We start from the raw sequence: 20,375 nt of genomic DNA, 5'->3' as shown, positions 1-20,375 counted from the left end.
GGATCAGCCCCCGCCCGAGCCGCTGGAACCGGACGGGCAGCCGAAGCCGCCGCGCTTGGTGGCGGCCTTGTCGAAGGTGCCGCCGGTGGCGGTGGTGGCGCCCGATCCGCAGTAGTACCAGCGGCCGGCGGTCGTGGTGGTGCCCTTGGAGGTGCAGGAGTGGCTGTCGAGCACCTTGAGGGTGGAGGGGTCGACGCAGCGGCTCGGTGGCTTGCTGGAGGAGGACGAACAACCGGAGAGGGCGAGCGCGAGGGTGCCGACCATGCCCAGGGTGACGAAGCCGGAACGGCGGCGGCCGGGGGCGCTGGAGGCACCGGGGGCCGCGGTGCCCGGGCCCGCGGCGGAGCGTGCCGGGGAGTCCGGGCCGGGGACGGCCGGTATCCGGGCGGAAGTGGTGGGCGACGGCAGGGTCATGGCGTCCGATGGTACGCGTGTGCCCCGATGGTGCGGGAGAGTCGGTTCCCCCTCGGAATCCGGCCGTGATGGGTTATCTTTTGCCGATCCTTGACCGTGGACCGGGGCCTGCGCGCGGCCGGCCCGCCCACGGTGCGCGACCTGCGACACGGAACCCGGGGGCCAGACACCCATGAACGACATCCTGCACGGTCTCGGTGCGGCGGCGGCCTTCGGCGGCGTCGGCGTGGTCCTGCTGCTGCTCGGCATCGTCCTGGTGGACGTCCTGACGCCCGGCAAGCTCGGCCACCAGATCTGGGTGGAGCGCAACCGCAACGCGGCCGTGGTGCTCAGCTCGGCGCTGCTCGGCATCGGCGGCATCGTCTTCACCGCGATCCTCTACACCTACGAGGACTTCGGGAAGGGCCTGGCCTCCACCGTCTCCTTCGGGGTGCTCGGCCTGGTGCTGATGGCCGTCGCGTTCTGGGTGGTGGACGTGCTGACGCCGGGCAAGCTGGGCGCGATCCTGGTCGACCGGGAGCCGCACCCGGCGGTCTGGGTGACCGCCAGCTGCAACCTCGCGGTGGCGGCGATCGTGTCCGCCTCGATCGCCTGACCCCCGCCTCGATCGCCTGACCCGTTCCCGCCCGGGCGCCCGGCCCGGTCAGGGGTGCCGGGCGCCGTCCAGCACGTGCTCGCGCCCCCAGGCGCCCAGCGGGGCGAGCGCCTCGTTGAGCCGGAGCCCGGCCGCCGTGAGCGAGTACTCGACCCGCGGCGGCACCTCCTCGTACGACGCGCGGTGCACGATGCCGTCCGCCTCCAGTTCGCGCAGGTGGGCGGCGAGCACCTTCTCGGTGATCCCGGGCACCTCCCGGCGCAGCGCGCCGAAGCGCAGGCTCGGCCGCTCGGCCAGCGCCCAGAGGATCAGCACCTTCCACTTGCCGCCGATCACGTCCATCGCGGCGTCGATCCCGCACACGTACGCCCCCGGCCTCGGCACGCTCGCCGCCATGTCCCCGCCCCGCCCTTCGCCGGCCTGCTCGCTCACCCCAGGGTAACCACCCACTCCGAAGTGCGTACTTGATCGTTTCCGGAGACCGGAACGAGGCTGATCGGCATGACACGGAACACCGCTGACGCCCTTTCGGCCGACTCCCTCGTGAAGACCCCGCTCACCCTGCTCGGCCTCGGTGCGATGGGCACCGCGCTGGCCGGTGCCTGGCTCGCCGCCGGGCATCCGCTGACCGTTTGGAACCGCACCGCAGCCCGGTCCGGACCGCTCGCCGCCCGGGGCGCCGCCGTCGCCGCCAGCGCGGCCGAGGCGGTGGCCGCCAACCGGCTGGTGGTGGTCTGCCTGCTCGACGACGCCTCGGTGGAGGAGGCGCTGGACGGCGTCGACCTCACCGGCCGGGACGTCGTCAACCTGGTCACCAGCACCCCCGGCACGGCCCGCGCCCGCGCCGCCCGGGTGACCGCGCGCGGCGCCCGCTACCTGGACGGCGGCGTCATGGCCGTCCCGCCGATGATCGGCGTCCCGCAGGCCGGTCCGTACGTCTTCTACAGCGGCTCGCGGGAGCTCTTCGAGGAGCACCGGGCGACCCTCGCGGCCCCGGCCGGCACCCGCTACGTGGGCGAGGACGCCGGCTTCGCCGCGCTGCACGACGTGGCGCTGCTGAGCGCGATGTACGGCATGTTCGCGGGCGTCGCGCACGCCTTCGCGCTGGTCCGCGGCGAGTCCGTCGACCCGCGCGCGCTGGCCCCGCTGCTCTCCTCCTGGCTCACCGCGATGACCGGCTCGGTCGAGGCCACCGCCGGGCGGCTGGCGGCCGGCGACTACACCGGGGGCGTCGTCTCCGACCTGGCGATGCAGGTCGCCGGCGTGCCGACGTTCCTGCGCACCGCCGAGGAGCAGGGCGTGAGCGCGGAACTGCTCACGCCCTACTTCGAGCTGATGCAGCGCCGCCTCGCCGCCGACCCGGCCCGCCACGGCGCGGAGGACCTCACCGGTGTGATCGACCTCCTGCGGGCGTAGCCGCCGGGCGGCGGCCGGTCGGTCCGGTTCGGGCCGCCGCCGGTTCGGTCCGCTCCGGCCCGCCGCCGCTCCGGCCCGCCGCCGGTCAGCCGGCCGCCGGGCGGTCGGCGGGGAGGCGGCGGCGCAGGGCGGGGTCGGTGAGGGAGCGGGGCAGCCAGACGCCGTCCGGGGGGTAGACGTCGGTGCCGGGCGGGACGATCGCGTCGATGCGGTCCAGGGTGGCGTCGTCGAGGACGAGGTCGGCGCCCTTGAGGGCGGCCTCCAGCTGGCCGAGGGTGCGCGGTCCGATGATCACCGAGGTGACCGCCGGGTGCGCGAGGGGGAAGGCGAGGGCCAGCTCGGGCAGGGTGCGGCCGAGGTCCTCGGCGACGGCGGTCAGCTCCTCGACGGCGTCCAGCTTGGCCTGGTTGACCGGCAGCGCCGGGTCGAAGCGGGCCGGCATCAGGGCGGCGCGCCCGCTGCCCAGGTCGATCGGCCGGTTCTTGCGGTAGCGGCCGGTGAGGAAGCCGGAGGCGAGCGGCGACCAGGTCAGCGCCCCCATGCCGAGCCGCCGCACGGTCGGCAGGAGGTCGCGCTCGACACCCCGGGCGAGCAGCGAGTACGGCGGCTGCTCGGTGCGGAACCGGGGCAGGCCGCGCCGCTCGGCGACGTGGTGGGCCTCGACGAGCTCGTGCGCCGGGAAGGTCGAGCAGCCGAAGGCGAGGATCTTGCCGGTCCGCACCAGGTCGCCGAGGACGGCGAGGGTCTCCTCGATGTCGGTGGCCGGGTCGGGCCGGTGCACCTGGTAGAGGTCGATCCGGTCGGTGCGCAGCCGGCGCAGGCTCTCCTCGACCTCGCGCACGATCCAGCGGCGGGAGTTGCCGCTGCGGTTGCGGCCCTCGCCCATCGGGAAGTGCACCTTGGTGGCGAGCACGACGTCGTCGCGGTCGCCGCGGGCCTGCAGGGCCTTGCCGACGATCTCCTCGGACTCGCCGGCCGAGTACATGTCCGCGGTGTCGACGAAGTTGACGCCCGCGTCGAGCGCGGCGTGGATGATCCGGGCGCAGTCGTCGTGGTCGGGGTTGCCGACCGCGCCGAACATCATCGTGCCGAGGCAGTAGGCGCTGACCTCGATGCCGGTGCCGCCGAGGGTGCGGTAGCGCATGGTGGTGTCCCCTTGGGTGTGTGCGGTGTGCGGTGTGCGGTGTGCGGTGTGCGGTGCGTGCGGTTCGGTGATTCGGTCGCCGACCCTAGGAGTTGGAGTGGACTCCAGCGCAAGGCGTTCGGCGGCGCACCGCGGGCCGCTCCGGGCGGCCGTTGCCGAAACAGCAACGAAAGTTGCCCGCGGTCCGGTGGTCGGCGCAGCCTGGCGGTGGAGGTGATCGCCGTGAGCGACACACGCAACGGGACCGTTCCCGAGATCCCCGCCGCCGGCCATGACGTCGTGGTGGTCGGCGGCGGCGCCGCAGGTCTGAACGCGGCCCTGGTGCTGGCCCGGGCCCGCCGCCGGGTGGCCGTGGTGGACGCCGGACAGCCGCGCAACGCCCCGGCCGAGCGGATGGGGGGCTTCCTCTCCCGGGACGGCATGGCCCCGGGCGCGCTGCTGGAGACCGGCCGCGCCGAACTGGCGGGCTACGGGGTCGACCTGCTCGACGCCCGGGTGGACCACGTCGAGCCGGTGCCCGGGCCGGACCCCGCCTTCGACGTCCACCTGGCCGGCGGCCCGGCCCTGCGGGCCCGCAGGGTGGTCGTCGCCACCGGACTGCGCGACGGCCTGCCGGAGCTGCCCGGCCTGGCCGAGCGCTGGGGCCGCGACGTGCTGCACTGCCCGTACTGCCACGGCTACGAGGTCCGTGACCGCCCGCTCGGCGTGCTCGGCACCCACCCCGGAGCGGTGCAGCAGGCACTGCTGCTGCGCCAGTGGTCGGCGGACGTGGTGCTCCTCGCGCACACCCTGGAGCCGTCCGCCGAGGACCGCGTCCGGCTCGCCGCCCGGGGCGTGCGGGTCGTCGAGGGCGAGGTCAAGCGGGTGGTCGTCGCCGGCGACCGGCTGCGCGGCGTCGAGCTGGCGGACGGAACGGCCGTGCCGCGCGAGGCGGTCTTCCTGTTCCCGCACCTGGTGCCCCGGGACGCCCTGCTGTTCGGCCTGGACTGCGCACGGGACACCCAGGGCTGGGTGACCACCGACCGCGTCGGCCGCACCAGCGTGCCCGGGGTCTGGGCGGTGGGCAACGTCGCCGACCCGCGCGCCCAGGTGGTCACCGCCGCCGGCGCGGGCGCCGCGGCGGCGTTCGCCCTGAACCACGACCTGGTGGACGAGGACGTCGAGCACGCCCTCGCCGCCGCGGCCTGAGCCGACCCACTGAGAGGACGGAGTCCCGATGACCCGGCACACCCACACCCACAGCCCCGCGCACGCTCACCACACCCACGACCACGCCCACCACCACGGCCAGGACGCCGAGTTCGACTGGGACGCCCTCGCCGTCCACCTGGAGCGCGAGGCCGAACTCCAGGCCCCGGCCGTCACCGGGGCCGCCCGGTGGCTGGGCGGGCTGCTCGACGGCACCCCCGTGCGCCGGGTGCTGGACGTGGGCAGCGGCCCCGGCGTGATCGCCGGGCTGCTCGCGGACGCCTTCCCGGCCGCCGAGGTGGTCGCCGTCGACCAGTCCGCGGCCCTGCTGGAGCGCGCCCGCACCCGTTCGGCCGGCCGCGTCGGCACCCACCGCGCCGACCTGCCCGCCGACTTCGGCACGCTCGGCAGCGCCGACCTGGTCTGGTCCGGCAACGCGATCCACCATCTCGGCGACCAGCAGGCCGCGTTGACCGCGCTGGCCGCCACCCTGCGCCCGGGCGGCCTGCTGGCCGTCGCCGAACGCGGCCTGCCGGCCCGCTACCTCCCGCGCGACCTCGGCCTCGGCCGCCCCGGCCTCCAGGCCCGCCTGGACGCGGCGCACGAGGACGCCTTCACCGCGATGCGCGAGTCCGTCCCGGACACGGTGGCGGTGGTCGAGGACTGGCCGGCCATGCTGGCCGCCGCCGGCCTGGTCCCCAGCGGCACCCGGACCTTCCTGGTCGACCGCCCGGCGCCGCTGGACGCCCCGGCCCGCGAGTTCCTGCACGTCCAGCTCGCCCGCCGCCGCGAGCAGTTGGCCGACCTGCTGGACGAGGCCGACCTCGCCGCCCTGGACGCCCTGCTGGACCGCGACGCCCCCACCGGCATCCTGTCCCGACCGGACGCCTTCTACCTCACCGCCCTCACCGTGCACACCGCCCGCGCGGCCGGGTCGCGCTAGCCGTTCCGACCCGACAGGTGGGGGACGCGGTGGTGCGGCCGGGCGTCAGCGGTCCGGCTTGCGGTGCCGGCCGGTTCCCCGGCGCAGCAGCGGGACGGGCGTGTCCTCCTGCGGGAACGGTGCCCGCGGCCCGGGCGCCGGTCCGGTGCGGACGATCAGCGGATAGGCCTCGGCGTAGTTCTCGGCCACCGCGACGGGCTGCCAGGTGTGGCCGTCCCACTCGACCACCAGCCGGGGCACGTCCTGGAAGAGGTGCGTCCCGCGCCGCGGCCCGGGGGCGAGGGTGATCGCGTCCCGTGTCCCCGGGGCCCGGCGGCGGCGCGCCCGCCGGGCGTACCAGTCGGCCAACGGCTCGTCGTCCAGGGGCTCTTCGGCCCACGGGTCGTCCTCGGCGGCCATCGTCGGCACCTCCCTCGGGTGTCGGTCGGGGACGGTCAGTCTTGCCGATCCGGCCCGGGCACCGCGATTCCACGATCGGGTGAAAAGCCGATGGACGGCCGGCTCGGCGGCCTTCCGGACGCGGCTCGGCCGACCGCCCCCGAACGCCGCTCGGCCGCCTCCCCGGTGGGGAGACGGCCGAGCGGGGCTGCGTCCGGTCGCTACTCGCCGCCGCCGAAGCGCTCGGACCAGGTGGCCAGGTCCTCGTCCGTGATCTTCGCGAACAGCACCGGCGGCACCGTGAACGGCGTCCCGGCCGGCACCGCGTCCAGCGCCCGCGCGGCGTCCGCGTCCACCCAGGCGCGGGTGCGCGCCGGGGCGTCGGCCGGCAGCGCGAAGGCCTCGCGCATCGCCTGCGCCGCCGTCGGGATGAACGGTTCGGAGACCGCCGCGTACAGGTGGATCAGGTTCATCGCCGTGCGCAGCGTCAGCGCCGCCGCCTCCGGGTCGGTCTTCACCTGCAGCCAGGGCGCCTTCTCGTCCAGGTAGGCGTTGCCCGCGCTCCACAGGGTGCGCAGGCTCTGCGCCGCCTTGCGGAAGTTGAGCGCGTCCAGCTGCGCCTCGTAGTCGGCCAGCAGTTCGGCGATCTGCGCGCCCAGCCGCTCCTCCGCCTCGCCCGCCCCGTGCCCGGCCGGCACGTCGTCGCCGAACCGCTTGCGGCTGAACGACAGCACCCGGTTGACGAAGTTGCCGAGGGTGTCGGCGAGGTCCTTGTTGACCACCGAGGCGAAGTGGTCCCAGGTGAAGCTGGAGTCGTCCGACTCGGGCGCGTGCGCCATCAGGAAGTAGCGCCAGTAGTCGGCCGGCAGCAGCTCCAGCGCGACGTCGGTGAAGATGCCCCGCTTCTGGCTGGTGGAGAACTTCCCGCCGTAGTACGTCAGCCAGTTGAAGGCCTTGACGTAGTCGACCTTCTTCCAGGGCTTGCGCGAGCCGAGGATCGTCGCCGGGAACATCACGGTGTGGAACGGGACGTTGTCCTTGGCCATGAACTCGGTGTAGCGGACCGTCTCGTCGGCCTCGTACCACCAGGACTTCCAGTCCCGCAGCTCGCCCGTCGGCGCCGCGTCCGCCCACTCCTTGGTCGCGCCGATGTACTCGATCGGCGCGTCGAACCAGACGTAGAAGACCTTGCCGGCGGCCGCCAGCTCCGGCCAGACGTCGGCCGGCACCGGCACACCCCACTCCAGGTCACGGGTGATCGCGCGGTCCTGCAGGCCCTCGGTCAGCCACTTGCGGGCGATCGAGGAGGCCAGCACCGGCCACTCGTCGGCGTGCGCGGCGACCCAGTCCTCCACCTGCCCGGTGAGCTTCGACTGGAGCAGGAACAGGTGCGTGGTCTCCCGCACCTCCAGGTCCGCGCTGCCGCTGATCGCCGAGCGCGGCTCCAGCAGGTCCGTCGGGTCCAGGACGCGGGTGCAGTTCTCGCACTGGTCGCCGCGCGCCTTGTCGTAGCCGCAGTGCGGGCAGGTGCCGACGATGTACCGGTCCGGCAGGAAGCGGCCGTCCGCGTTCGAGTACACCTGGCGGATCGCCCGCTCCTCGATGAACCCGTTGGCGTGCAGCTCGCGCGCGATCTCCTGGGTGATCTCCCGGTTCTGCGGCGAGGAGCTGCGGCCGAAGTAGTCGAACGACAGCCGGAAGCCGTCGTACACCGCCTTCTGCTGCTCGTGCGCCCGCGCGCAGAACTCCGCCACCGGCAGCCCGGCCTCCTGCGCGGCCAGCTCGGCCGGCGTCCCGTGCTCGTCGGTCGCGCAGATGTACAGCACCTCGTGGCCCCGCCGGCGCAGGTACCGGGAGTAGACGTCCGCCGGCAGCATGGACCCGACCATGTTGCCCAGGTGCTTGATCCCGTTGATGTAGGGAAGGGCGCTGGTGATCAGGTGCCGAGCCATCCTCGGATGCTCCGATTTCTCCCGCTCGCACCCCTGTCCCGGAGTGCCGCGCGGGCGCAGGGTCTGGGGCGGCGAGGGGAACCGGCCACACATGCCGCCTCCCGGGCTGCCGGCCAGAGCGACGTTCCACTGTGGGCCCGCCAATCCTATCGAAGCCCACCCCGCCCCCTCGCGCCCATTTCCCCGCCGCCGGGCACCTTCCGCGGGGCCCGCCGGGATCCGGCGGGCCGGTCGCGGGCCCGGCGCCGTGCGCGACGGGTCAGCGCTCGACGAAGTGGTCGAACTCGCCGGCCTTCACGCCGAGGACGAAGGCGGCCCACTTGCGGGGGGTGGTGCGGACGATGACGGCGTCGTTCCTGGGGTCGCGGATCTCGACCATGCCGTCGACGGTGCGGATTTCGAGGGCGTCGTCGCCCTCGCCGCCGGGGGCGGCCTTCTGCCAGGTGTCCATGGGAGGGGCTCCTTCAGGGGGTGGTGGGGTGGTCGAACTCGCCGCGCTTGACGCGTTCGAGCCACCGGGCGAAGGTCTTGCGGGTGGTGACGACGACGGAGTCGGGGGTGTCGGACTCGCGGATCTCGATGCGGCCGCCGGCGGTCCGTACTTCGACGCACTGGTTGCTGTTGCCGCTCATCGAGGACTTCTGCCAGTCGGTCATCGGGATTGCCGCCCTTCCAGGTCCGTCATGATCTGCCGGATGAAGTCGTGGGACTCCTCAGGGCCGAGGGCGAGCGAGTCGGACTCGCCGACGATGGTGCGGTAGGACGCCAGGTCCGCCTCCGAGTCGATGAACTGCGGCCCCTGGGTGAGGTCGATCTGCACCGTGTCGAGTTCGGGGACCGGGCCGTGGGCGAGGAAGAGGTCCTCGCCCGAGCCCGGGTAGGTGTCGACGCTGAAGGGGATCGCGCGGAGGGTGACCCCGGGCCGTTCGGCGTCGTCGAGCAGGCTGGCCAGCTGTTCCCGGAGGACGGCGGGGCCGCCGAACTGCATCCGTAGCGCGGCCTCGTGTATGAACGCGGTGAACGGCCGTCCGGCGGAGAGCACCTGCTGGCGTTCGGTGCGGAAGGCGGTCCGGACGTCGGCGTCGTGGCGCGGCAGCGGCGGACGCAGCCGGGCGAACATCGCGGCGGCGTACCGGCTGGTCTGCAGCAGGCCGGGGATCGAGGTCGTGTTCAGGACGAGCAGCGACTCGGCGTGGTGTTCGAGTTCGGCGATGTCGAGCATGCCGGCCGGGACCCGGCCGCGGAAGTGGTGCCACCAGTGCCTGCCGCGGTCCTGGGTCATCAGGGTCAGGGCCTCGATGAGCGGGAGGTTCGCGCAGCGGCAGGCGGCGGCCCAGGAGCGGAGGCGGTCGGCGCTGATGCCGGACTTCCCGTTCTCCATCTGGGAGATCTTGGGGACGTCCGTGCCCAGTGCCGCCGCCATGGCCTTGGGCGTCATGCAGGCATGCTCGCGCAGCCTGCGCAGTTCCGAGCCGAGCCGCTGCTGGCGCACGCTGGGCGACAGGCGTGGTGGCATGCGCGTCTCTCCTCGGTCGGTGCCTTCGGTGCAGTCTGCCGCCCCGTGGACACCGGGTCCACCGAGTAGCTCGATGGGGTGAAGTGCACCAGCTGCGGTAGCAACTGTTACCCCTGGAACCCTAGCGTCGTCGGCATGGGGCCGACCCGCGTCGGCAGTCGACTCCACGCCTCAACTGGACTGGAGGCAGTCGATGTTGCTTGAACCGGGAGCGGATCGAACTCGTGCTCGGGGGCTTGACCTCGCCGCCGCTTTGGCCGATGACTGGGGTGTGGAACTCATCGGGGTGTGCGGCGAGGCGGTGCCGGCCGTGGCGGCGGTCGATCGCTGATGGCCGTGGTGTTGCTGACGGGCCTGCTGGTATCGGTGGTCTTCGTCGGCGTGGTGGCGCAGATCATCGCGACCCGTCAGCCCCGGGAACGGCGGTCCGGCAAACGGGACTTGGCGCCCCGCAACGACAAGTAGCGGTCAGCCGGCGGCCGGTCGCCGCTCCAGTCGGGCGCGCGCGTCCGGCCACTCCTCGCGCAGCATCGAGAAGTACGCGGTGTCCCGCCAGACGCCGTTGGCGCGCCGCTTCTCCCGGCGGTGGACGCCCTCGAACCGCGCGCCCAGCCGCAGGATCGCGCTGCGCGAGCGGTCGTTGAGCGCGTCGGTCTTCCAGAACACCCGACCCATGCCCAACACCTCGAACGCGTGAGTCAGCAGCAGGAGCTTCGTAGTCCTTGTTTAGAGACGCACGTTACTGGACTGCTGTTCGGGCCGCAACGGTGAACAACGGTTCGGGGGTGCCGCTCTTGGCCGATGCGGTTTCCTGCCTGGTCAGACGGCAAATTGCCATGTTGGGAGACGCTCGCCTCAGGTATGTTCGGCCCGGTCAACGCGGCTGATGTGCTGCAGCAAGACCCAAGCAAGGGGTGCCCATGTGGACGTGCGAGGTTGTTGTCGGGGCCGAGCTCGACATCGAGGAGGTAGCCGAGCTCTACCGAGCCTCGACGCTCGCTGACCGCCGGCCTGTCGGGGATCGTGAGCGCTTCGCCGCGATGCTCCGGGGGGCCAATCTGGTGGTGGTCGCGCGGTCTGAGGGGCGCTTGATCGGCATCGCACGCAGCGTGACCGATCACGTGTACGCGACGTACCTGTCTGACCTCGCGGTCGATCAAGCCTTCCAGCGGCGTGGCGTTGGTCGGGATCTGATTCGGGCAACGAAGGAAGCTGCTCCCCAGGCGAACATCATCTTGCTGGCGGCGCCGGCGGCTGTTGGCTACTACCCCCACATCGGTTTCACCCGGCATGACTCAGCGTGGGTGATGTGAGGGGGTCCACCCCTGATCAGACGGGCACTGGCCACGGCGGCGGAACGGCAAGCGGCCCCCGTTCGGGATGATCCCGGACGGGGGCCGCTTGGTGCTGCTACTTCTAGGGCCGCGCGTTGCGGCGGTGCGGGGGGACGGCCCAGCAGTCGAGCGCGCGGAACCGGAGCAGGCCGTCGGTCCACGGGCGGGGGTCGCGCGGGGCGCGGGGCGCGTGGCGTACCTCCCAGTACTCGCCGGCCAGGATGGACCACCCTTCGGCGTGGCACTGCCGGAGTCCGCGGGTGTTGCCGTGGCGGGTGCCGTCGGGCAGGTTCACGATGAAGACCTTCGCAGCCATCACGCGGCCCCGACGAGGGTGTGCGCGCCCGGGTAGGTGTATCCGGTGTCCGGCAGGCCCTCCGCAGCCGCTTCCAGTGCTTCCCGGCGCGAGTACTGGCGCTCGATCTCGTCGAGCTCGGCCAGCCACCCGTCACGGTCGATGAACGGCCGGACGGTCGGCCCCTGGTAGACGTCCTCTTGCAGGGCCCACGGGTTCTCTCGCTGCGCCCACGGGGCGCAGTACTGTCCGGTGATCTTCGGTTGGATCGGTTCGCGCACGGGTTCGCGTCGCGCCTCGATTGTGCGGGTGAGTATGACGAGGATTCCGAGGCGGATCGGGGTGAAGGGGGACGGTCGTCCGTGGCGGCCGGTGCCGGTGGCGAGAAGGGCCCTGAGGAGTTCGAGCAGGGCGGTAAGGTGTCGCACGTCGCAGCTCCCTAATAGCTGTTGACTCTGCCCTGAGGTCGTTCGCGCGGCCTCGGGGCTTTCTTGTGCCTGAAATTACAGGGGTCCGCTATAGGTGTCTACAGACATCTGCATGGTTCGTCACGGTGTGTTTCGCTTCCCGCGTGTACGGTCCTCCTGTGTTCGAGTTCGATGCCAGCCGCCCGAAGTGGCCGCAGATCGTCGCCGAGGTGAGATCCCGCGTTGCCTCTGGTCTCTACGTGCCGGGCCAGCGGATCACGGCTACCGATCTTGAGATCGAGTTCGGGGTTACTCGGGTGACCATGGGCAAGGCGATGGCAGAGCTGCGTCGGCTCGGTGTCGTTCGCACCGAGCACGGTATGGGCAGCTTCATCACGGGGGCGTTCGGCGAGGAGAAGTAGGCCCCGCCGACTTGTCGGCCGGCGGGGCCTGATCTTTGCTCCCGGGGGGGGGCGGCTATCCGAGTTCGGCCGACCAGCGGCCGCGGGACAGGTGGATCTTGCCGTCCGGGGTCACCTTGGCGGTGCAGCCGTACAGGGGCAGGCCGCCCTCGACGATGCTTCGGGTTCGGATGCGTTCCAGCTCGGTCCAGAGCTGGCGGGGGCCGCCCTGGTGGACGGTGGGCGGTTCGAAGCGGTGGGCGGTTGCTCGTGCCCATGATCCGTCCGGGTGGACCATGTAGGCGGTGCGCTGCCCGTCTCGTTCCTCGTAGTCGTACTCGATGCCGGGCGCCGAGACGGACAGGAACGACCACGTCTCCCAGCCGTTGCGTACGTCCGCCACGGGATAGCGGCCGGTGGTGACGACCTCGCCCTCGGCTTCGCGTGCCGTCTCGAACAGCGCGACCGGGCCGGGCGGGTAGTCGGCATCATGTCGGGTGCCCATGAACCCGGCCCAGTCCCGTTCGATGTGGCCGACCGCTCCGCCGTCGTCGGTCCGCCACGCCGTGAGGATCAGCGCGGTGTCGCGAATGGTGGTGACCAGTCGGCCGCCCGGGCGCAGTGCGGCGAGCCAGGACTGCGGGATGGGCCGCACTCCGACGGTGGAGACGATGCGGTCGAACTCGCCCGGGAGCGGGCCGGTTGCGTCCACGGCTTCGACGGTGGGGTGCAGGCCGAGGTCGGCGAGGCGGTCTCGGGCCGCATCCACGAGGTAGGGGTCCACGTCGACGCTGGTCACGTTCAGGTCGCCGATGCGGTGTGCGAGGTAGGCGGTCAGCCCGCCGGCACCGGTGCCCACGTCGAGGACCTGGTGCCCGTCGCCGATGCGTCCGTGTCGGAGCATCTTGATCACGAGCGCGGCGAGGGTCGCCGACGAGGTGGGCAGGCCGGTCGGCTGGTCGCCGGGTTCGGCGTGGTCGGCGTGCAGTCCGCCGACGCTGGTCACCGCCGATTCGCTGCCGTACGCGACCGCCGCCCACTGCTGCGGGTCGTCCTTGCCCGTCCGCAGCGTCCACCCGTCCGCCGACCGTTCCCACCACTTCGGGATCAGCTGATGCCGGGGGATGCTCTCCACGGCGGCGCGCCACCGGGAATCCGGATCGGTGACGCGCTTCGCCAACTCTGCTGCGTGATGCCGCCATTCCATCTGCTCAGCCCTCCTTGGGACTTCAGAGACCGAAGGCAGGGTTGCACGGAGCGGACGACGGAGCACACTCCTGGCTGTCGTTCGGCGGGCACCCGCCGAGGGCGACGGGCGCGAAGTCGTACGCGGGGTTGCAGGCGGGGCTGTTGGCGGGGTTGCAGTCGTTGGAGTCGTTCGGCGGGCACCCGCCGAGCGTGACGGGCGCGAAGTCGTACGCGGGGTTGCAGGCGGGGCTGTTGGCGGGGTTGCAGTCGTTGGAGTCGTTCGGCGGGCACCCGTTGAGCGTGGCGAGCTTCCGCTCGGGGATGCTCGCGACCACAGCCGCCCACTCCGGGCTCTCCAGCACGGCGCGGATTCCCCCGGGGTTCTTGACGTGCCCCGGCTTCATCCAGCGCCCGAGCACGCACGGGGAGATCGACCCGTCCGGCATAACGGCGAGCCGGCCGCGGCCGCAGTTGCCGCACAGCTCGTTGACGGTGGGGGTGGCTTTCGCGGCCCGGCCGACGCCGCGGGCGAAGTCGAGCGTGACGTGCTGGACGCCGAGTGCGCGCAGCTCGTCGACCGCCAGCTGTTCGAGCTGTCCGTCGTGGACGCCCACGACTCCGGCGCGGATCGGGATGCCGCGTTTCACGGCTTCCGCGATGTTGGCGCGGGTCCGCTTGTGGCTGCCGTCGACCAGGGTGACGCGGTCGTGCTCACCGGGGTTCGGCGAGTAGTACGACGTCGCCAGGCTGACACCGGGGCGGGAGAACACCTCCCAGCCCTTGCCGGTGACGTGGTACAGGTTGCTGAACACCTCGACCAGCCGCCCCTTGTTCAGGGCGTGGTCAACGAGCTCGGCCCATCCCGGGAAGGTCGTCGGCTCGCCCCCGATCAGCTGGATCTTGGCGATTCCGAGCTCGGCAGCCTGGTCGATCACGCTGCACCAGTCGACGAGGGTCATCTCGCCGTGGGGGACGCTCGGCGACGAGTCGGACAGGCAGTGCGCGCACTGGAGCTGACACTTTCCGGTGAGCTCCAACTCGATCATCTTCGGGACACTCAGCGTTCCACTGACCGGCGATTCCAGGAGCGTTGTCACTGGGACCCCTTCCTGATCGTAGAGAAGAGAGTTGGGTGGTTCGGGCCCGTCCCGGTCGGTCATTGTCACGTGACTGGTGACCGGGACGGGGGTCTGTGGGGTTACTCCGCGGGACTCAGTCCCGCGCACTTCAGCGACCAGACGGCGCGCGTCCCGTCGCCGTTGACGTGCTCGAACTGCACGGCCGTCTGCACGATGGTGAGGGTGATCGGGTCGTGCCTCCGCACCCGCCGGACCAGCATCCCGCGCCGCCCGTCGGGGTGGACGTACAGGCTCCCGAGGGGCGGAAGCCCGAGACCGTCGACACACCCGCGGTACGCCCGGTACGGGCACTGGCACCGGCGGGCGGCGTCCTCGTCCTCGTCTTCGAACAGCCGATACCAGGTGTTGTCTTCGTCGGGCTCGGCAGGCGCCGGAACAACCGGTTCGGTGTAGGTCGCCCTCGGGAACGGCATGATCACTTTCTCTCGTGTGGTCCTGGTGGTCCCGTCCGGCTGCAACGGGGGTTCTGCTGCGGCCGGACGGGACCGGGCTCCACCGACCGGAACAGCCTCCGGTCGCTGGTGCGGGCCGTCCCGGCCGGCCCACCACCGGGTCATACCTGCCGGGACGGGGGTCGTTGATGCCGCTCCCTGTCCGTCTGCCATGACAGCGCAGGAAGCGGCGGGTTCCGGTGCGGACCCACCCCGCCCCGGAACCGGCCCGCACCGGGACCGCCCTCGGGGTTGCGAGCGGTGGTGCGGGGTCGTGCCCCGCTCCGGACGGAATGGACCTCAACCAGCGTCCGGAGCGGGAGTTGTTGGGCGTCCCGGGGTGAGCAGCGGTTCCCGGTGCGCGGCCCCGCCCCGGTCGTCCGGGTCCATCGTTTCCCGTCACCGGGGCGGGGGTTGAACGCCCGGTGGCCCGCAGGTGCCGCCGGGGGTCTTGGGGTCGCCCGGGCCTGATTCCCGACAAGGTCAGGACCAGGGCGACCGGCGTGCGTCGTTCCGCACGCGCCCGCCGCATGCGGAACGGCGGGGTACCCGGGGCGAGGGAGGACGTCCCGGGGGATCAGGTGCCCGGCGCGCGGTCGCGGTGCCGGGACAGGGCCCCGTACCAAGGGGCGAGCTGGAAGGTGCGGCGGAAGCGTTGGGCGTACTGGCCGTGGTGCCAGCGGCACACGGTGAGGATCGTGCGTCGACCGATCGCGGGGATCGGCGTCACGTCCCGCATCATGCCGCAGGGGTAGCACCAGCCAGCCTCCCAGCGAAGGCCGTCCGGGACCGTCGGGAGCATGCCGGTCTCGGTGGTCACGAGCCGGCTCGTCGTCGGGCGCGCACCTGTCTTCGGTGCTGGCAGTGCTCGGCCCACCCGGGTCCGTAGACGGTCCCGATCATGGCGAGCGCCAAGGCGACGAAGCACAGAACCCCCGCGGTCTGCCGCGACGGAGCGAGCACGGCGGCGAGCACGACCAGGGCGGCGGGGGCGCCGCCGACCACGACGACCAGGGCGCTGGCCAGAACCTTGTGCTTCACGCCGGTTCCTCCGTCGGGGCCATGATCTTCGGGTAGTAGGAGAGCTGTCCGTAGCTGCGGTGCTCGGGGAAGCGCTTCGCGTGTTCGAAGGGCCAGGCGCGCGCGACGTCCTCATCCGAGCACTCGCCCGAGTCCGCGCCGCACGGGCGCCCGGTGTCGTCCTCGCCCTCGCAGTAGACCAGGTGGATCTCTACGCGGTCGGGGTCCGTCCCGAACGCCCACACCAGGAACCGGTAGGCCCTGCGCCGGCGGAACGGGTTGGGGTTCATCCGCCAACCGCCTTGTGGCTTCGGGCATTTGCCTGTGCGGACTCGGCTCGAATCCGGTCGTTCGGACCCGCCACGCGCACCCCGGAGGGGTCCGCGGGCCACGGCGAGCCACCGGCCGGCGGGGCGAGCAGCCACGCGCCGGAGTCGTCCAGGCCCCGGAACTCGCCGACCCTGTCGACCATGGTGTCCACCACCAGATCACCCACGGCCGGCGCCCACAGGTGGGTGACGGTACCCGCGGGCTTCTTGGCGGCGAGGGCGGCGGCCCCGGCGAGGATCACGACCGCAAGTCGCGCCGCCGTCTCCGGGGGTACCCCGCCGAGCTGAATCAGGAAATCCGTCCGGCCCCGGGCCGGCAGCTCCACTTCGAGTGACGGCAGGACCACCCCGGCCGACTTGGTCGCCCCGATCAGCTCGGCGAGCGCGAGCAGCGCCGCCGCGTGTTCGGTGCTGCGCAGGTCGTCGAGCAGGGACCGGGGTTCGGCCACCGCCGGCCCCTTCGGCTTCGTGGGGGGCGTGGGGGTGCGTCTGCGCGCCATGGGGGTGACTCCGTTCCGTAACTCGACGGCTACCAGGGCGCCCAACTGTCCTCTAGGCTGGCGCAGTTATCAACCAGTCCAAATTGGTTAGATTGGTGGGATGAATCTTGCTGAGCAAGCACGAACCGACCCCCCGGGGTGATCAAGATGCCGAGTTCGGCGTACTGCTTCGCATGTCGCGCGAGGCGCGCGGCTGGACGCAGGAACATCTTGCGGAGCTGGTTGGCTGCACATCGTCGTACATCTCGGCCCTTGAGAACGGCCGAAAGAAACCAAGTCAACGATTTGTAACTAAACTTGACCGCGCGTTCGGGTCTGGCGAGCAGTTCCTCAGGGAGTGGAGCACGTCGGGTGGACGGGTTCTTTTCGAGGGCTTCGCCGAGTACCTCCGTCACGAAAGTAAGGCGGTCGCGATGCAGCTGTTCGAGATCAACATCGTTCCGAGCCTGCTTCAAACCCCCGAGTACAGCAGGGCCTTCCAGGAGGCGCCCGTCCGGCGGGGGACGGCAACGCAGCAGCAGGCTGACGAGCGCATCGAGAAGGTTCTGCTCCGGCAGCAGACCCTGCTTCGGGACCCTGCGCCGCTTGTTCACGCGGTGATAGACGAGGGGGCGCTGCGGCGACCGATCGGCGGCCGGTACGTGATGGTGGAGCAACTCAGGCACCTGGAGGAACTAGCTTCTCGCCCCCGCTATGTTGTGCAGGTCTGTCCTACATCGGCAGGCGAGAACCGACCATTTGGGCACCCAATTACCTTGCTGACCATGGCGGGTAGGGTCATCGTGGGGTATGGCGAGACGCAGCGGCGCGGCTACCTCGAACGTGATCCGGACACATTGGCTGAGTGGGTCACTGAGTACGATCACCTTCAGGTCGAGGCGTTGTCCCGGGCAGCGAGCATCGAGTTCATTCGAGACGTGCGGAGAGGCTTTGAGCATGGATGATCTACGTAGCGTTACTTGGCACAAGAGCTCGTACAGCACTCAGGGAGGGAACTGCGTCGAAGTCGCCGAGGGCGCCGTTCACGCGATCCCCGTACGCGACTCCAAAGACCCCGAGGGCCCCGTGCTGGTCTTCCCCGCCGACGCGTGGACGGCCTTCGTCACGGCCGTTCGGTCTGGAGAGTTCGGCGCCGTCTGACTCATGGGCGCTGCCCGATGCCTCGCTCTACGACGAAAGCGCCCCCTGTACCGGCTACGTGCCGGTACAGGGGGCGCTGCGCTGTCCTACGGGGGGTCGAGGTGGGCGGTGCGCTGGTCGACGCGGTCGACGGCGTCGCGGAGCGAGCTGCCGCTGTTGGGGTGCAGCTCGTGCTCGACGGCGGCGAGCTTGTGCTCGATCTTGTCGAGCCGGGTCATGACGCCGGGCCGGCCGGGTACTCCGGGGCGGTCGGGCACGCCGGTCCAGTCGTCGACGACTTCCTCGACCTTGGCAGCAAGGCGGCGGGCGCCGCGGGTAGCGCGCCAGATGAGGCCGAGTGCGGCGGAGAGGGTGACCACCGCGCCGGCCCACAGCAGGATGTCGTCGAGCCGGCCGGTGGGGTCGCTCACTGGGCGTCGTCCTCCTTCGGCGGGGTGCGCAGCCACGCGGGCAGCAGTTGCTCGACGACAGGCAGGGCCATCACGCGGGTGACGGCTCCGGCCACGGTGAGCGCCACCGCGATGCCGGGCAGCGTCTCGGGGATGCCGGCGGTGGAGACGAGCAGGGGAAGTGCGGCGAGCAGGCCGAGCAGGGCCTGCAGGCCGGTGCGGATGGTGCGCCGGGTGGCGTCGGTCAAGGGGGTGCCTCCTGTCGGTGAGTGCCCGGGGCCGGCTGGCCCCGGGCGGGTGAGTTAGCGGACGGTGAAGCCGCGCCGGGCGCCGAGCTGTTCGAGGGAAGCGCGGCCGGGGATGCCGTCGGCCGCGGCGCCGGAGTAGCCGAGGGAGCGCTGCCACGCGGCGTAGGCCGCCACGGTGCGCGAGCCGAAACTGCCGTCGCCGGACCACTGCCGGTCGAGCAGGCCCTCGTCGGCGAGCGCGGCCTCGACTACCCGGACGGCGTCCGGGTAGGTGGTGCCGCCCTGCGGGAGGCCGGGGTCACGGTGGGCGGCGGCGATCACCTGGTCGGGGTCGACGGCCGCCTGCTCGCCCGGCAGTGCGCCGCCGAGCAGGCGCCGCAGCGACTGCTCGCCCGGCACCCCGTCGGCGTCGCTCCCCGTGTAGCCGAGCGCCTGCTGCCACTCCGAGTAGTTCAGAGTGTCGGCGTCCCGCCAGTCCTCATCCGGGCCGACGGCGTAGTGCCTGCCGTGACCCGCGGACACGAGCGCTTCGCCGACCTGCCGGACGTGCGGCCCGTGCGCGCCGTAGCCGTACTCCAGTCCGCCGATGGTCACCCGGTAACGGGCGGGCCCGGCCGGCTGCGGGTCGGGCGCCGGCTGCGCCGGGCCCGGGTCGGGTTCGGTGCCGGTCGCCCGGGCGACGATGCGCGGGAACACGATGTCGTGGAACTGGCTCACCCTGGCGTCGCCGGGGCAGGCCGTGCCGGTGGTCGACCACGACCGGTGGAGCCGGTGGTAGCCGTAGCCGGGGTCGTCCGGGGTGCGGCAGATGCGCAGGGGGATGCCGTGCTCGTGGTGGAGCCAGACGCCCAGGGCGACGAGCTGCTCGACCTGCTCGGGCGTCCACGGGTCCGTGTGCTCGCTGTTGGACTCGGTCTCGATCGAGACTGCACCGGTGCCGTCGCTCCTGCGGTTGGCGGACGCGTTCGCGTCCGCGCGAGTGCCGGTCCCGATGAACTGGCCGAGTTCGCCCCGGTAGCCGAGCCCGAAGTGCGATTCGAGGTTCGTCGAGTCGCGCCAGTACTCGAAGATCCGGTGCGGCCCCCACTCCGCGGCGATCGAGTGAAGGATGAACTGCGTGGGGGTGATGGCCGGCTGCTGGTCACTCTCGGGCTGCAGCTCGATCTTTTCGGCGCCGGGGTACCACGACATCAGGGGTGTCTCCAGACATGGGAAAGCCCCGGGGCCGGTGGGCCGCGGGGCGAACGGTGTTGGGGTGGTTGCGGGTTGGGGCTCTAGCGGGTCTGTGTACCGATGGCGCCGGCGGCGCAGGTGTAGACGTTGCCGGCGCCGCCGGTGCGCCATGCCCGGATCTCAACTCGGGTGATGTCGCCGTACTTGCCGGGGCAGAGCTTCGGGCCGTCGGTGACGTAGATCCAGTCGCCCGAGTTGAGGTTGTGCTGCTCGCCCCAGGGTTGGCCGTCGACGTAGACCTGCGCGGCACCGGTGGTTCCGACGTCGCTCGCGGCGTAGGCGGCCACGGTGAGCATCGGGTGATAGCGCACGTGCGGGGCGGTCCACAGTGATTCCGGGCTGCCTGACTGCGTGCGCGCGTACCGGTCGAGGTCCCCGTCGGGATAGAACGGTGTGTGCAGGTAGGGGACGGCGAGCCCGCCGTTGACCCGGTCTTCGGTGAAGATCGTGTTGCCGCGGTTGTCGTAGATGTCGAGGCCCTGAGGCTGCGTTCCGCCGGAGAACATGGCGAGCGCGAGGGTGCCGTCTTCGCGGGAGATCAGTACGCCGTACTGTGGGGCGCCGTTCGGCCGGGGCATGTCGAGGTCGCCGATGTAGACCATCGGGGTGCCGTCGGCGTCCTGCACGGTGAGCGTTCCGCCTTCGCCGATCACGACGGGGCCGTGCTGGATGCGGTCGAGGGCCGGCCGGGTCTGGGCCCGGCCGGAGAGCTCGCGCACCTGCCGTTCGAGGGTGCGGATGCGGTCGAGAAGATCCTGCGGGATCGCGGCCAACG

At 71.9% G+C, this 20,375-nt stretch carries 31 protein-coding genes; 9 read left to right on the top strand and 22 right to left on the bottom strand.

Annotation, left to right across the window (positions count from 1 at the left end; translation table 11 throughout):
- Positions 1-3: 3 nt before the first annotated feature.
- Complete coding sequence (locus ABT238_RS04600) at positions 4-414, bottom strand: hypothetical protein (protein ID WP_350755533.1); 411 nt, start codon at positions 412-414, stop codon at positions 4-6.
- A 172-nt stretch (positions 415-586) separates the two neighbouring features.
- Here ABT238_RS04600 and ABT238_RS04595 point away from each other — a divergent pair, with 172 nt between their 5' ends.
- On the top strand, positions 587-1,009 hold the full coding sequence (locus tag ABT238_RS04595; protein ID WP_350560348.1) for a DUF350 domain-containing protein: 423 nt from the start codon (positions 587-589) through the stop codon (positions 1,007-1,009).
- Between the two features lie 48 nt (positions 1,010-1,057).
- Here the strand turns inward: ABT238_RS04595 and ABT238_RS04590 are convergent, their stop codons facing one another.
- On the bottom strand, positions 1,058-1,405 hold the full coding sequence (locus ABT238_RS04590; protein ID WP_350755579.1) for a winged helix-turn-helix transcriptional regulator: 348 nt from the start codon (positions 1,403-1,405) through the stop codon (positions 1,058-1,060).
- Between the two features lie 105 nt (positions 1,406-1,510).
- Between ABT238_RS04590 and ABT238_RS04585 the strand changes: the two genes are divergently transcribed.
- Positions 1,511-2,425 (top strand): imine reductase family protein, encoded by a 915-nt coding sequence (locus ABT238_RS04585; protein WP_350560346.1) that lies wholly within the window; start codon positions 1,511-1,513, stop codon positions 2,423-2,425.
- Between the two features lie 85 nt (positions 2,426-2,510).
- On the opposite strand, the gene ABT238_RS04580 is transcribed toward ABT238_RS04585, so the two are convergent.
- Positions 2,511-3,569: an aldo/keto reductase gene (locus ABT238_RS04580; protein WP_350755532.1), complete on the bottom strand. Its 1,059-nt coding sequence runs from the start codon at positions 3,567-3,569 to the stop codon at positions 2,511-2,513.
- Between the two features lie 213 nt (positions 3,570-3,782).
- Between ABT238_RS04580 and ABT238_RS04575 the strand changes: the two genes are divergently transcribed.
- Together ABT238_RS04575 and ABT238_RS04570 are read left to right on the top strand one after the other, a co-directional pair.
- Positions 3,783-4,757, top strand: coding sequence for an NAD(P)/FAD-dependent oxidoreductase (locus tag ABT238_RS04575; RefSeq protein ID WP_350560342.1), 975 nt, complete (start codon positions 3,783-3,785; stop codon positions 4,755-4,757).
- A 28-nt stretch (positions 4,758-4,785) separates the two neighbouring features.
- Positions 4,786-5,700, top strand: a complete 915-nt coding sequence (locus ABT238_RS04570) for a class I SAM-dependent methyltransferase (RefSeq protein ID WP_350755531.1) — start codon at positions 4,786-4,788, stop codon at positions 5,698-5,700.
- 45 nt (positions 5,701-5,745) lie between these two features.
- On the opposite strand, the gene ABT238_RS04565 is transcribed toward ABT238_RS04570, so the two are convergent.
- The 5 genes from ABT238_RS04565 to ABT238_RS04545 all read right to left on the bottom strand — a co-directional run bounded on the left by ABT238_RS04565 (position 5,746) and on the right by ABT238_RS04545 (position 9,546).
- Positions 5,746-6,099, bottom strand: a complete 354-nt coding sequence (locus tag ABT238_RS04565) for a DUF6087 family protein (protein WP_350560338.1) — start codon at positions 6,097-6,099, stop codon at positions 5,746-5,748.
- Positions 6,100-6,299: 200 nt separating this feature from the next.
- Positions 6,300-8,030: a methionine--tRNA ligase gene (metG, locus tag ABT238_RS04560; RefSeq protein WP_350755530.1), complete on the bottom strand. Its 1,731-nt coding sequence runs from the start codon at positions 8,028-8,030 to the stop codon at positions 6,300-6,302.
- A gap of 259 nt (positions 8,031-8,289) precedes the next feature.
- Entirely contained in the window at positions 8,290-8,481 is a 192-nt protein-coding gene (locus tag ABT238_RS04555; protein ID WP_350560334.1) for a DUF397 domain-containing protein, read from the bottom strand.
- A 13-nt stretch (positions 8,482-8,494) separates the two neighbouring features.
- Positions 8,495-8,686 carry a DUF397 domain-containing protein gene (locus ABT238_RS04550; RefSeq protein WP_350560332.1) on the bottom strand — a complete coding sequence of 64 codons (192 nt, stop codon included), beginning with the start codon at positions 8,684-8,686 and terminating at the stop codon, positions 8,495-8,497.
- Entirely contained in the window at positions 8,683-9,546 is an 864-nt protein-coding gene (locus tag ABT238_RS04545) for a helix-turn-helix domain-containing protein (protein WP_350755529.1), read from the bottom strand. Before ABT238_RS04545 ends, ABT238_RS04550 begins: the two co-directional genes overlap by 4 nt.
- Positions 9,547-9,882: 336 nt before the next feature.
- On the opposite strand from ABT238_RS04545, the gene ABT238_RS04540 reads away from it, so the two are divergent.
- Complete coding sequence (locus ABT238_RS04540; protein WP_350560328.1) at positions 9,883-10,011, top strand: hypothetical protein; 129 nt, start codon at positions 9,883-9,885, stop codon at positions 10,009-10,011.
- A 3-nt stretch (positions 10,012-10,014) separates the two neighbouring features.
- On the opposite strand, the gene ABT238_RS04535 is transcribed toward ABT238_RS04540, so the two are convergent.
- On the bottom strand, positions 10,015-10,221 hold the full coding sequence (locus ABT238_RS04535; RefSeq protein WP_502891392.1) for a GNAT family N-acetyltransferase: 207 nt from the start codon (positions 10,219-10,221) through the stop codon (positions 10,015-10,017).
- Between the two features lie 245 nt (positions 10,222-10,466).
- Between ABT238_RS04535 and ABT238_RS04530 the strand changes: the two genes are divergently transcribed.
- Positions 10,467-10,859, top strand: coding sequence for a GNAT family N-acetyltransferase (locus ABT238_RS04530; RefSeq protein ID WP_350755528.1), 393 nt, complete (start codon positions 10,467-10,469; stop codon positions 10,857-10,859).
- Between the two features lie 103 nt (positions 10,860-10,962).
- Here ABT238_RS04530 and ABT238_RS04525 read toward each other — a convergent pair whose 3' ends face one another.
- Together ABT238_RS04525 and ABT238_RS04520 are read right to left on the bottom strand one after the other, a co-directional pair.
- On the bottom strand, positions 10,963-11,196 hold the full coding sequence (locus ABT238_RS04525) for a hypothetical protein (protein ID WP_350755527.1): 234 nt from the start codon (positions 11,194-11,196) through the stop codon (positions 10,963-10,965).
- On the bottom strand, positions 11,196-11,603 hold the full coding sequence (locus tag ABT238_RS04520; protein WP_350755526.1) for a hypothetical protein: 408 nt from the start codon (positions 11,601-11,603) through the stop codon (positions 11,196-11,198). Before ABT238_RS04520 ends, ABT238_RS04525 begins: the two co-directional genes overlap by 1 nt.
- Positions 11,604-11,761: 158 nt before the next feature.
- Here ABT238_RS04520 and ABT238_RS04515 point away from each other — a divergent pair, with 158 nt between their 5' ends.
- Positions 11,762-12,004, top strand: a complete 243-nt coding sequence (locus ABT238_RS04515) for a GntR family transcriptional regulator (protein ID WP_350755525.1) — start codon at positions 11,762-11,764, stop codon at positions 12,002-12,004.
- A gap of 55 nt (positions 12,005-12,059) precedes the next feature.
- Here the strand turns inward: ABT238_RS04515 and ABT238_RS04510 are convergent, their stop codons facing one another.
- The 7 genes from ABT238_RS04510 to ABT238_RS04480 all read right to left on the bottom strand — a co-directional run bounded on the left by ABT238_RS04510 (position 12,060) and on the right by ABT238_RS04480 (position 16,539).
- Complete coding sequence (locus ABT238_RS04510) at positions 12,060-13,190, bottom strand: methyltransferase domain-containing protein (RefSeq protein ID WP_350755524.1); 1,131 nt, start codon at positions 13,188-13,190, stop codon at positions 12,060-12,062.
- A gap of 22 nt (positions 13,191-13,212) precedes the next feature.
- Positions 13,213-14,217: a radical SAM protein gene (locus ABT238_RS04505; RefSeq protein ID WP_350755523.1), complete on the bottom strand. Its 1,005-nt coding sequence runs from the start codon at positions 14,215-14,217 to the stop codon at positions 13,213-13,215.
- 152 nt (positions 14,218-14,369) lie between these two features.
- Complete coding sequence (locus tag ABT238_RS04500; RefSeq protein ID WP_350755522.1) at positions 14,370-14,723, bottom strand: hypothetical protein; 354 nt, start codon at positions 14,721-14,723, stop codon at positions 14,370-14,372.
- A gap of 595 nt (positions 14,724-15,318) precedes the next feature.
- A complete protein-coding gene (locus ABT238_RS04495) occupies positions 15,319-15,561 on the bottom strand; it encodes a hypothetical protein (RefSeq protein WP_350755521.1) in 243 nt (80 codons plus the stop codon).
- The gene (locus ABT238_RS04490; protein ID WP_350755520.1) at positions 15,558-15,782 is read right to left on the bottom strand and encodes a hypothetical protein; all 225 of its coding nucleotides are present in this window, start codon (positions 15,780-15,782) and stop codon (positions 15,558-15,560) included. Before ABT238_RS04490 ends, ABT238_RS04495 begins: the two co-directional genes overlap by 4 nt.
- The gene (locus ABT238_RS04485) at positions 15,779-16,051 is read right to left on the bottom strand and encodes a DUF7848 domain-containing protein (RefSeq protein WP_350755519.1); all 273 of its coding nucleotides are present in this window, start codon (positions 16,049-16,051) and stop codon (positions 15,779-15,781) included. The genes ABT238_RS04490 and ABT238_RS04485 overlap by 4 nt, the downstream gene beginning before the upstream one ends.
- A complete protein-coding gene (locus tag ABT238_RS04480; RefSeq protein WP_350755518.1) occupies positions 16,048-16,539 on the bottom strand; it encodes a hypothetical protein in 492 nt (163 codons plus the stop codon). Before ABT238_RS04480 ends, ABT238_RS04485 begins: the two co-directional genes overlap by 4 nt.
- 158 nt (positions 16,540-16,697) lie before the next feature.
- Between ABT238_RS04480 and ABT238_RS04475 the strand changes: the two genes are divergently transcribed.
- Together ABT238_RS04475 and ABT238_RS04470 are read left to right on the top strand one after the other, a co-directional pair.
- Positions 16,698-17,534: a helix-turn-helix domain-containing protein gene (locus ABT238_RS04475; protein ID WP_350755517.1), complete on the top strand. Its 837-nt coding sequence runs from the start codon at positions 16,698-16,700 to the stop codon at positions 17,532-17,534.
- On the top strand, positions 17,527-17,730 hold the full coding sequence (locus ABT238_RS04470; RefSeq protein ID WP_350755516.1) for a DUF397 domain-containing protein: 204 nt from the start codon (positions 17,527-17,529) through the stop codon (positions 17,728-17,730). The genes ABT238_RS04475 and ABT238_RS04470 overlap by 8 nt, the downstream gene beginning before the upstream one ends.
- 86 nt (positions 17,731-17,816) lie before the next feature.
- Here the strand turns inward: ABT238_RS04470 and ABT238_RS04465 are convergent, their stop codons facing one another.
- The 4 genes from ABT238_RS04465 to ABT238_RS04450 form a co-directional block, all read right to left on the bottom strand.
- Entirely contained in the window at positions 17,817-18,140 is a 324-nt protein-coding gene (locus tag ABT238_RS04465) for a hypothetical protein (RefSeq protein WP_350755515.1), read from the bottom strand.
- A complete protein-coding gene (locus ABT238_RS04460; protein WP_350755514.1) occupies positions 18,137-18,367 on the bottom strand; it encodes a hypothetical protein in 231 nt (76 codons plus the stop codon). Before ABT238_RS04460 ends, ABT238_RS04465 begins: the two co-directional genes overlap by 4 nt.
- A 54-nt stretch (positions 18,368-18,421) precedes the next feature.
- Complete coding sequence (locus ABT238_RS04455; RefSeq protein WP_350755513.1) at positions 18,422-19,558, bottom strand: peptidoglycan-binding protein; 1,137 nt, start codon at positions 19,556-19,558, stop codon at positions 18,422-18,424.
- 83 nt (positions 19,559-19,641) lie between these two features.
- Positions 19,642-20,373 carry a hypothetical protein gene (locus ABT238_RS04450; protein WP_350755512.1) on the bottom strand — a complete coding sequence of 244 codons (732 nt, stop codon included), beginning with the start codon at positions 20,371-20,373 and terminating at the stop codon, positions 19,642-19,644.
- Between the last annotated feature and the right edge of the window lie 2 nt (positions 20,374-20,375).

It is taken from the genome of Kitasatospora sp. NPDC001527 (genome assembly GCF_040298605.1).
Taxonomy (GTDB): domain Bacteria; phylum Actinomycetota; class Actinomycetes; order Streptomycetales; family Streptomycetaceae; genus Kitasatospora.
The sequence above is the reverse complement of the archived record's forward strand: the minus strand, read 5'-3'. Positions and strand labels throughout refer to the sequence as shown.